The organism is Pseudomonas sp. GD03842 (assembly GCF_029841165.1).
Lineage (GTDB): Bacteria > Pseudomonadota > Gammaproteobacteria > Pseudomonadales > Pseudomonadaceae > Aquipseudomonas.
Map to the genome: position 1 here is coordinate 190,060 of NZ_JAOCEA010000013.1, position 10,385 is coordinate 200,444.

Consider the following 10,385-nt stretch of genomic DNA (forward strand, 5'->3'; position numbering starts at 1 on the left):
CAGCCCCGTCTTGTTTCTGATTTTCGACGAGAATGACTCATGACCCTCGACATTCACGCCCACCGTATCCTCATCCTGGACTTCGGTTCTCAATACACCCAACTGATCGCCCGTCGCGTACGTGAGATCGGCGTGTACTGCGAACTGCACCCGTTCGACATGGACGACGAAGCGATTCGCGAATTCGCTCCCAAAGGCGTCATCCTCGCCGGTGGTCCCGAGTCCGTGCACGAAGCCGACAGCCCGCGCTGTCCGCAAGCGGTATTCGACCTGGGCGTGCCGGTCCTTGGCATTTGCTACGGCATGCAGACCATGGCTGAGCAACTGGGCGGCAAGGTCGAAGGTTCCGATCTGCGCGAGTTTGGTTACGCCCGTGTCGACGTCGTTGGCAAGAGCCGCCTGCTCGACGGTATCGAAGACCATGTCGATGCTGATGGCGTGCTCGGCCTGGACGTCTGGATGAGCCACGGTGACAAAGTCACCAAGCTGCCGTCCGAGTTCCACATTCTGGCCAGCACACCAAGCTGCCCGATCGCGGGCATGGCTGACGACGCTCGCGGTTACTACGGCGTGCAGTTCCACCCGGAAGTGACCCACACCAAGCAAGGCGGTCGCATCCTGTCGCGCTTCATCCTCGACATCTGTGGTTGCGAAGCGCTGTGGACCCCGTCGAAGATCGCGGAAGACGCCATCGCTCAAGTCCGCGCTCAAGTGGGTACTGACAACGTGCTGCTGGGCCTGTCCGGCGGTGTTGACTCCTCAGTGGTTGCGGCCCTGCTGCACAAAGCCATCGGCGATCAACTGACCTGTGTGTTCGTTGACAACGGCCTGCTGCGCCTACATGAAGGCGAGCAAGTGATGGCTATGTTCGCCGAGAACATGGGCGTCAAAGTGATTCGCGCGAACGCCGAAGATCAGTTCCTCAACAATCTGGCCGGCGAGGCCGACCCAGAGAAGAAGCGCAAGATCATTGGTCGCACGTTCATCGACGTGTTCGACGCCGAATCGGCCAAACTGCACAACATCAAGTTCCTGGCTCAGGGCACGATCTACCCTGATGTGATCGAGTCCGCTGGCGCTAAAAGCGGCAAGGCACACGTCATCAAGTCGCACCACAACGTGGGCGGCCTGCCGGAAGAAATGAACCTGAAACTGGTCGAGCCGCTGCGCGAACTGTTCAAGGATGAAGTTCGTCGTCTGGGCCTGGAACTGGGCCTGCCGTACGACATGGTCTATCGCCACCCGTTCCCAGGCCCGGGCCTGGGCGTACGTATCCTTGGTGAAGTGAAGAAGGAATACGCCGACCTGCTGCGTCGAGCGGACCACATCTTCATCGAAGAACTGCGCAAAGCCGACTGGTACCACAAAGTCAGCCAGGCGTTCGTGGTGTTCCAGCCGGTGAAATCGGTAGGCGTGGTCGGTGACGGCCGTCGTTACGCCTGGGTCGTCGCTCTGCGTGCTGTGGAAACCATCGACTTCATGACCGCACGCTGGGCGCATCTGCCTTACGAACTGTTGGAGACTGTCAGCGGCCGGATCATCAACGAGATCGACGGCATCTCTCGTGTCACCTACGACGTGTCGAGCAAGCCACCGGCGACGATTGAGTGGGAATGATTTGAACGATAAGGGCGCCGAGAGGCGCCCTTATCGTTTTAGGATTCATTGCTTGGAGATAACCAGTCAGAAATTGAGTTGCCAGCATGAAAGACACATTCAGTCCGCCTTGTGGATTTTATTAAAAGTTTGTGGTCGGGCTTTGTACGGGGCTCTCCAGCTAAGAAACTGCGTAGCAGACATCCTGGTGTTTACTTGTCCTTTCGAGCTTCGCTAATCATGCCTTCCATCATTTTGTATGTTTCCGAATTTCGGATGCCAATAAGCTCAATGTAGAAGGTGCTGTAAGCTTCCGAAAGCTCTTTGTATTTTCTGAGATTTGACTCATCCATAATTTTACTATCTGGTACCTCTCTAGCCTCAACGGGAGTGCTAATTTCGCCCCGCTCAGCTGCGGATATTAGATGCTCCAATTGTTCGTATAGATATAGCGCTGCCGGCTCCGTTTTCTTGTGTAGCTCGAGATGTTTTCGTAGTTCTACTGCCGATTTTTTTAAAGTCAGATTGTCCATGATGATGCCTAGTTATCGATTTCACCTATAAGCTTCGCAGCAGACCATTCTTGTCTGTTAGGAATCAGGTATTGGGACGCACCTCCCGCTCTCGTGATATTACCTTCAAACTCCAATCCGCAAACTGCCTATTGGAAATCTCCACCTGAAGTTTGGCGCTGCGCGTAGCGATGCTTTCCATGCTGTTCATCACCCCGGCCTTCATCTGGCCGCGAGCGAGGTAGGTGACTATGGCCCTCAACAGCAGCAACACCAATTGCTCCTGCCCACGCGCCAGTTGTCGTGCTGCGCGTTCGGTTCGCTCCTGGATCTGCGCTGAGGAGCCGCCGGTAGGATCAAGCCCTTCTGGCTTGACGCCGCCGGTGGCGCCACCATGGCCACACTTCGGGGGCACCTTCAGCAAAGCGTCAGCCGAATGAATACTGAATGTGTATCGCAGCAGCCATCGCTTAAGTTTCTCAAAACGCAGGTGTATCGTATTCGCCTTTCATAAAGCCTCTCATCCAGTGCTTTGAATTTCCCCCCTGCTTTTTGAACAGGTAGCGTTTGCAATGTCTTTCACCCGTCGACAAATTCTCGGAGGTCTGGCCGGTCTTGCCGTTGTCGGGCTGGGCGCCGGAGGTGCCGCGCGCTATTGGCTGGGCCGCACGGGACCGGGAGAAGGGCACGACTATGAGCTGATCGCCGCGCCGCTGGATGTCGAACTGGTGCCGGGCTTCAAGACCCCGGCGTGGGCGTTTGGTGCATCGGCGCCGGGCACGGAATTGCGGGTGAGGCAGGGTGAATGGTTGCGGGTGCGATTCATCAACCGTTTGCCGGTGGAAACAACTATTCATTGGCATGGCATCCGGTTGCCGCTGGAGATGGATGGCGTGCCCTATGTGTCCCAGCTTCCGGTCAAGCCAGGTGAGTACTTCGACTATAGGTTCCGCGTGCCCGATGCAGGCAGTTATTGGTATCACCCGCACGTCAGCAGCAGTGAGGAGTTGGGGCGGGGGCTGGTGGGACCGTTGATTGTCGAAGAGCGCGAGCCCACCGGATTTGCCCATGAGCGTACCGTCAGCCTGAAAAGCTGGCATGTGGATGAGCAGGGCGCCTTTACCGATTTCAGCGTTACCCGTGAGGCCGCTCGCGAGGGCACGGCCGGGCGGCTATCGACCATCAACGGAGTGCCTCAAGGTGTGGTGGAGTTGCCAGCGGGGCAGATCACTCGCGTGCGCATCCTCAACCTCGACAACACCGTCACTTACCGGCTGAACCTGCCGGATGCTGACGCGATGATCTATGCGCTGGACGGCAACCCGGTGAAGCCCCGCCCGTTGGGGAAGGATTACTGGCTCGGCCCAGGCATGCGCATCTGTCTGGCGATCAAAGCCCCGGCAGCAGGCGAAGAGGTGTCGCTGCGCAACGGTCCGGTGCGGTTGGGCACGTTTCGCTCGGTCGCCACTCACGATGCGCCAGGTGATTGGCCGCCCGAGCTGCCGGCCAATCCGGTGGCCGAACCGGATCTGGCCAACGCCGAGAAGCTGAACTTCAATTTCGAATGGGCGGGGGCGGTGTCAGTCAATGTTGATAATGGCAAGCCTCCGAGCCTGTGGCAGATCAATGGCCAAGCTTGGGATATCACCGACAAGACGTGCGCCGACCGGCCCATCGCTCGGCTCGAGAAGGGCAAGAGCTACATCTTCGAATTGAAGAACATGACTCAGTACCAGCACCCGATTCATCTGCACGGCATGAGCTTCAAGGTGATCGCGTCCAATCGCAAAGAAATCATCCCCTATTTCACCGATACGTACCTGTTAGGACGAAACGAGCGCGCGCGGGTTGCGCTGGTGGCGGATAATCCCGGGGTGTGGATGTTCCACTGCCATGTGGTCGATCACATGGAAACCGGCCTCATGGCCGCTATCGAGGTGTCTTAATGCGGCAGCCGCCAATCATCGATCGCAGCCGCGATCAGCATTTCATGCGCGAAGCCCTGGCACTCGCCGCTCAGGGAGCGATCCTGGGGGAAGTTCCGGTGGGCGCGGTGGTGGTGCACGATGGGGTGATCATCGGCCGGGGTTACAACTGCCCGATCAGCGGCAACGACCCAAGCGCCCACGCGGAAATGGTCGCTATTCGCGCGGCAGCGCAGGCCGTCAGCAACTACCGTCTGCCAGGCTGCACACTGTACGTGACCCTGGAGCCATGCAGCATGTGCGCGGGGTTGATCGTGCACTCGCGCGTCGGTCGTGTGGTGTTCGGCGCGACCGAGCCTAAAGCTGGCGTGGTGCAGAGCCAGGGGCAGTTTTTCACCCAGCCGTTTCTCAACCATCGCGTGCTGTACGAAGGCGGCGTGCTGTCGGAGGAGTGCGGCGCGGTCTTGAGTGAGTTTTTCAGGATGAGAAGGGCAAAGGGCTGATCAGGACACGGGGTGCGAAAGGGCGGGTCATCCGCGAGCGCGTGCCTCGCGAAACGAGATTGGGCACAAGCCGTTACAGAGGGGCCTTGTCTTCTGGCGGCTTGGTCTTGTCCACGCCCGGTACGTGCATGTTGCCTTCCACGATCTGACTGCCTTCCAGTTGGGGTTGAGTGACCCACGTCAGGATGTCGTAGTAACGACGGATGTTGGCGACGAAACTGACAGGCTCTCCGCCTCGCGCGTAGCCGTAGCGGGTTTTGCTGTACCACTTCTTTTGCGAAAGCCGTGGCAGCATCTTTTTCACATCCAGCCATTTGTTCGGGTTCAGGCCTTCATTTTCCGCCAGTTTGCGCGCGTCATCCAGGTGGCCGGTGCCGATGTTGTAGGACGCCAGCGCAAGCCAGGTGCGATCCGGCTCCTGGATCGTGTCGTCAAGTTGATCCTTGACGTACGCAAAATACTTGGCGCCGCCCTGGATGCTTTGCTTGGCGTCCAGCCGGTTCGAGACGCCCATGGCCTGCGCCGTGCTCTGGGTCAGCATCATCAGGCCCCGCACACCGGTCTTGGAGGTGACGCCCGGTTGCCAGAGTGACTCCTGATAACCGATGGCGGCCAGCAGGCGCCAGTCGACCTGTTCGGCCTTGGCCGCCGCCTGGAAGTGTTTCTCGTATTTGGGCAGGCGTTCCTGCAAGTGCTGGGCGAAGGTGTAGGCACCGACATAGCCGAGTACGTCCACGTGCCCGTAGTAGCGGTCCTTGAGCCGCTGCAGCATGCCGTTCTTCTGCATCTTGTCGAGGAAGCCATTGATCTCGTTCAACAGGCTGTTGTCATCGCCCAATGCCACGGCCCATCGCTGATCCCGGCCATCCCCGAGATCAAAAGCCACTCGCACGTTGGGGAAATACACCTGGTTCATCGCCAATTCGTTGGAATCCACCAGCGTGAGGTCGATCTGCCCTTCGTCGACCATGCGCAGCAGATCGACGACCTCAACCTGATCGGATTCCTCGTACTCGATGCCCGGGTACTTGAGCTTCAGCGCAGCCAGTTGTTCGGCATGGCTGCTGCCTTTGAGAACCAGGATCTTCTTGCCCACCAGATCGGCCGGGTCGGTCGGCCGTGATTGGCCGTTTCGGTAGATGACCTGCGGTGTGACTTCCAGGTAGGAATGAGAGAACCGTACCTGTTTGGCACGCTTTTCGGTGCTGACCAGCCCGGCGGCCGCCAATACAGGCCCTCCCGGTTTGTTCATCTGGTCGAACAGGTCATCGAGGTTGTCGGCGGTTTCGATCTTCAGCTCCACGCCCAGATCGTCGGCGAAACGCTTGACCAGTTCGTACTCGAAACCGGTTTCACCGTTACGATCCTGAAAGTAGGTTGCGGGGCTGTTGCGAGTGACCACGCGCAGGACGCCATCCTCCTTGACTCGTTCCAGCGTGTTGGGTTTTTCAACACAGGCGCCGAGCAGCAGGAAGATTCCGGTTGCGATGAGCCACCTGGCGCAGCGTGGACGGAAATCCGATGGGGAAAACATCGGTGCAGTATACGCAAAGCGCGCTGACCGCCATATCTCGACAGAGCAGGTCGCGTCTGATAAAGCACACAGTTTTTTCTCCGCGTAGGGGTGGTAAACGCTCGCGCACCGATATTCGGGCGCGTCGCTGCCTTCGTTTCGGGTGCCCAAAGGCCACGTTTAGGCTAGAATGCACGGCCTCAAAGCACACCCCCTTCCCCGAGGCTGTCCCGACGATGTTGATCCTGCGTGGTGCTCCCGCCCTTTCCGCCTTCCGCCACAAGAAATTACTTGAGCAGCTGACCGACAAGGTTCCGGCTGTCAGTGGCCTGTACGCTGAATTCGCTCACTTCGCTGAAGTAACCGGCGCGCTGGATGAGGCAGAGCAACAAGTCCTCGACCGCCTGCTCAAGTACGGCCCGAGCGTGCCGGTTCAGGAGCCTCGTGGTCGTCTGTTCCTGGTGTTGCCGCGTTTCGGCACCATCTCGCCATGGTCGAGCAAGGCCACCGACATTGCGCGTAATTGCAGCCTGAGCAAGATCCAGCGCATCGAGCGTGGCATCGCCTTTTATGTCGAGGGCTCGTTCAGCGACGCTGACGCCCAGGTACTTTCGGACGCCCTGCATGACCGCATGACCCAGGTTGTGCTCTCTGCGCTGCAAGACGCATCCGGCCTGTTCAGCCATGCGCAGCCCAAGCCGTTGACGGCCGTCGACGTATTGGGTGGTGGGCGCGCCGCGCTGGAAAAAGCCAACGTCGATCTGGGCCTGGCCCTGGCTGAAGATGAAATCGATTATCTGGTCAATGCCTTCGTGGGGCTCAAGCGCAACCCTCACGATATCGAACTGATGATGTTCGCCCAGGCGAACTCCGAGCACTGCCGTCACAAGATTTTCAACGCCAGTTGGGACATCGACGGCCAGAGCCAGGAGAAAAGCCTCTTTGGCATGATCAAGAACACCTATCAGATGCACAACGAGGGTGTGCTGTCCGCTTACAAGGACAACGCCTCGGTCATCGTCGGCCACACCGCCGGCCGTTTCTTCCCGAATCCTGAAACCCGCCAGTACGGCGCGGTGCAGGAGCCGGTGCACATTCTGATGAAGGTCGAGACTCACAACCACCCGACCGCCATTGCACCGTTCCCAGGCGCGTCCACCGGCTCGGGGGGGGAAATCCGCGACGAAGGCGCGACCGGGCGTGGCGCCAAGCCCAAGGCGGGCCTGACCGGCTTCACCGTTTCCAACCTGAACATTCCGGGTTTCGAGCAGCCTTGGGAGAAGCCGTATGGCAAGCCCGAGCGCATCGTCACTCCGCTGGACATCATGATCGAAGGGCCGCTGGGCGGCGCCGCGTTCAACAACGAATTCGGTCGTCCGGCCCTGACAGGCTATTTCCGCACGTTCGAGCAGTCGATCAACACCCCGCGCGGCGAAGAAGTCCGTGGCTACCACAAGCCGATCATGTTGGCCGGTGGCATGGGCAACATCCGCGAAGAGCACGTGCAGAAAGGCGAGATCACCGTGGGCGCCAAACTGATCGTGCTGGGCGGTCCGGCGATGCTGATCGGACTGGGCGGCGGTGCCGCTTCCTCCATGGCCACCGGCACCAGCTCCGCGGACCTGGATTTTGCCTCGGTTCAGCGTGAAAACCCTGAGATGGAACGCCGCTGCCAGGAAGTCATTGATCGCTGCTGGCAGTTGGGTGACAAAAACCCGATCGCTTTCATTCATGACGTCGGCGCCGGTGGTATTTCCAACGCTTTCCCGGAACTGGTCAACGACGGCGGCCGTGGCGGTCGCTTCGAGCTGCGCAATGTGCCGAACGACGAACCGGGCATGGCGCCGCACGAGATCTGGAGCAACGAATCCCAGGAACGCTACGTGTTGGCCGTCAGCGCCGTTGATTTCGAGCGTTTCCAGGCGATCTGCGAACGCGAACGTTGCCCGTTCGCCGTTGTGGGTGAGGCGACCGAAGAACCGCAACTGACCGTCACTGACAGCCATTTCAACAACACCCCGGTGGACATGCCGCTTGAGGTGCTGCTGGGCAAACCGCCACGCATGCACCGCAGCGCCACCCGCGAAGCCGAGCTGGGCGATGATTTCGATCCGAACACGCTCGATCTCGAAGAAAGTGTGCAGCGCGTTCTGCGGCACCCGGCCGTGGCCAGCAAGAGCTTCCTGATCACCATCGGCGACCGCACCATCACCGGCCTGGTCAATCGCGACCAGATGGTCGGCCCATGGCAAGTGCCGGTGGCTGACGTGGCTGTGACCGCCACCAGCTTCGACGTGTACACCGGCGAGTCCATGGCGATGGGTGAGCGTACGCCGCTGGCGCTGCTGGATGCTCCGGCGTCCGGGCGCATGGCCATTGGTGAAACCATCACCAACATCGCCGCGTCGCGCATCGAGAAGCTTTCCGACATCAAATTGTCGGCCAACTGGATGTCTGCTGCCGGTCACCCAGGCGAAGACGCACGTCTGTACGACACCGTCAAAGCGGTCGGCATGGAACTGTGCCCTGAGCTGGGTATCACGATTCCGGTGGGTAAGGACTCCATGTCCATGAAAACTCGCTGGAGCGATGAAGGCACCGAAAAAACCGTCACGTCGCCGCTGTCGCTGATCGTCACCGGTTTCGCGCCGGTGAGTGACGTGCGCAAGACCCTGACCCCGCAATTGCGGATGGACAAGGGCGAGACGGACCTGATCCTCATCGACCTGGGCCGTGGCAAGAACCGCATGGGCGCGTCGATTCTGGCGCAGACCCACGGTCTGTTGGGCAAGGCGGCGCCGGACGTGGACAACGCCGAAGACCTGAAAGCCTTCTTCGCCGTGATTCAGGGCCTGAATGCCGACGGCCACCTGCTGGCGTACCACGACCGATCCGATGGCGGTCTGATGACCACCGTGCTGGAAATGGCGTTCGCCGGTCACTGCGGTTTGAGCCTGAAGCTCGAAACCCTGACCAGCAAGCGTGAAAAGGTCGCGGCCATTCTCTTCAACGAAGAGCTGGGTGCGGTGATTCAAGTGCGTCAGGACGCCACCCCGGTGGTCCTCGCACAATTCAGCGCAGCCGGTCTGGGCGAAGACTGCGTGGCAGTGGTCGGCAAGCCGATCAATAACAGCGAAGTGACCATCAGCCTGGGCGGCGAAGCGTTGTTCAAAGGCGACCGTCGCCTGCTGCAACGCCAATGGGCGGAAACCAGCTACCAGATTCAGCGCCTGCGTGACAACGCCGACTGCGCCGACCAGGAATTCGACGCGCTGCTGGAGGAAGACAACCCCGGCCTGAACGTCAAACTGGGCTATGACGTCAACGACGACATCGCCGCGCCTTACATCAAGAAGGGTGTGCGCCCGCAGGTCGCGATCCTGCGTGAGCAGGGGGTCAACGGCCAGGTGGAAATGGCAGCGGCCTTCGACCGCGCCGGTTTTGCCTCGGTGGACGTGCACATGAGCGACATCCTCGCGGGCCGTGTCGACCTCGATGCATTCAAAGGGCTGGTGGCGTGTGGCGGTTTCTCTTACGGCGACGTGCTGGGGGCCGGTGAAGGTTGGGCCAAGTCCGCGTTGTTCAATGCCCGCGCGCGTGACGCGTTCCAAGGCTTCTTCCAGCGCAACGACAGCTTCGCGCTGGGTGTGTGCAACGGTTGCCAGATGATGTCCAACCTCAGCGAATTGATTCCGGGCAGCGAATTCTGGCCACATTTCGTGCGCAACCGCTCCGAGCAGTTCGAAGGTCGCGTGGCGATGGTTGAGATCCAGAAGTCGGCGTCGATTTTCCTGCAAGGCATGGCGGGCTCGCGCATGCCGATCGCCATCGCCCACGGCGAAGGCCATGCGGAATTCAAATCGACTGAGGCCCTGCTTGAAACCGACGTATCGGGCACCGTGGCCATGCGTTTCGTCGATAACCACGGCAAGGTCACCGAAAGCTACCCGGCCAACCCGAACGGCTCGCCGCGCGGGATCACGGGCCTGACCACTCGCGACGGTCGCGTCACCATCATGATGCCGCACCCTGAGCGTGTGTTTCGCGCGGTGAACAACTCGTGGCGTCCGGACGAGTGGAGCGAAGACGGCGCGTGGATGCGCATGTTCCGTAACGCGCGTGTCTGGGTGAACTGATCAGGGATGTACAAGCTCGCGTTCTTCGTGCCACCGAGCCATGTTGAGCAGGTCAAGAGCGCGTTGTTCGCCGCCGGTGCGGGGCGAATCGGCGCGTATGACTGCTGTTCATGGCAGGTGCTTGGTCAAGGCCAGTTCCGCCCATTGGACGGCAGTCGACCGTTCATTGGGCAGGCTGGGCAGATCGAGACTGTCGAAGA

At 60.0% G+C, this 10,385-nt stretch carries 6 protein-coding genes and 2 pseudogenes; 5 read left to right on the forward strand and 3 right to left on the reverse strand.

The features are described 5' to 3' along the window. The first annotated feature begins 39 nt into the window (after window positions 1-39). Window positions 40-1,617 (forward strand): glutamine-hydrolyzing GMP synthase, encoded by a 1,578-nt coding sequence (gene guaA / locus N5D61_RS19255; RefSeq protein WP_279893859.1) that lies wholly within the window; start codon window positions 40-42, stop codon window positions 1,615-1,617. Window positions 1,618-1,808: 191 nt separating this feature from the next. Here guaA and N5D61_RS19260 read toward each other — a convergent pair whose 3' ends face one another. Continuing rightward, on the reverse strand, window positions 1,809-2,129 hold the full coding sequence (locus N5D61_RS19260) for a hypothetical protein (protein ID WP_279893860.1): 321 nt from the start codon (window positions 2,127-2,129) through the stop codon (window positions 1,809-1,811). A gap of 121 nt (window positions 2,130-2,250) precedes the next feature. Beyond that, window positions 2,251-2,487 (reverse strand): annotated as a pseudogene (locus N5D61_RS19265) (DUF6861 domain-containing protein); the annotation flags it as partial. 193 nt (window positions 2,488-2,680) lie between these two features. Between N5D61_RS19265 and N5D61_RS19270 the strand changes: the two are divergent. Together N5D61_RS19270 and tadA are read left to right on the forward strand one after the other, a co-directional pair. Beyond that, window positions 2,681-4,054 (forward strand): multicopper oxidase family protein, encoded by a 1,374-nt coding sequence (locus N5D61_RS19270; RefSeq protein WP_279893861.1) that lies wholly within the window; start codon window positions 2,681-2,683, stop codon window positions 4,052-4,054. Then, window positions 4,054-4,536: a tRNA adenosine(34) deaminase TadA gene (gene tadA, locus N5D61_RS19275; RefSeq protein WP_279893862.1), complete on the forward strand. Its 483-nt coding sequence runs from the start codon at window positions 4,054-4,056 to the stop codon at window positions 4,534-4,536. The genes N5D61_RS19270 and tadA overlap by 1 nt, the downstream gene beginning before the upstream one ends. Before the next feature lie 73 nt (window positions 4,537-4,609). Here the strand turns inward: tadA and mltF are convergent, their stop codons facing one another. Next, window positions 4,610-6,070, reverse strand: a complete 1,461-nt coding sequence (mltF, locus tag N5D61_RS19280) for a membrane-bound lytic murein transglycosylase MltF (protein ID WP_108235854.1) — start codon at window positions 6,068-6,070, stop codon at window positions 4,610-4,612. A gap of 215 nt (window positions 6,071-6,285) precedes the next feature. Between mltF and purL the strand changes: the two genes are divergently transcribed. Next, window positions 6,286-10,185: a phosphoribosylformylglycinamidine synthase gene (gene purL / locus N5D61_RS19285; RefSeq protein WP_279893863.1), complete on the forward strand. Its 3,900-nt coding sequence runs from the start codon at window positions 6,286-6,288 to the stop codon at window positions 10,183-10,185. A 6-nt stretch (window positions 10,186-10,191) separates the two neighbouring features. After that, window positions 10,192-10,385: pseudogene (locus tag N5D61_RS19290) on the forward strand (NGG1p interacting factor NIF3); the annotation flags it as partial.

Excerpts from the sequence above, each read along its gene's own strand:
- tadA (WP_279893862.1), top strand. The coding sequence starts at position 4,054 with ATGCGGCAGCCGCCAATCATCGATCGCAGCCGCGATCAGCATTTCATG.
- N5D61_RS19260 (WP_279893860.1), bottom strand. The coding sequence starts at position 2,129 with ATGGACAATCTGACTTTAAAAAAATCGGCAGTAGAACTACGAAAACAT.
- mltF (WP_108235854.1), bottom strand. The coding sequence starts at position 6,070 with ATGTTTTCCCCATCGGATTTCCGTCCACGCTGCGCCAGGTGGCTCATC.
- N5D61_RS19270 (WP_279893861.1), top strand. The coding sequence starts at position 2,681 with ATGTCTTTCACCCGTCGACAAATTCTCGGAGGTCTGGCCGGTCTTGCC.
- purL (WP_279893863.1), top strand. The coding sequence starts at position 6,286 with ATGTTGATCCTGCGTGGTGCTCCCGCCCTTTCCGCCTTCCGCCACAAG.
- guaA (WP_279893859.1), top strand. The coding sequence starts at position 40 with ATGACCCTCGACATTCACGCCCACCGTATCCTCATCCTGGACTTCGGT.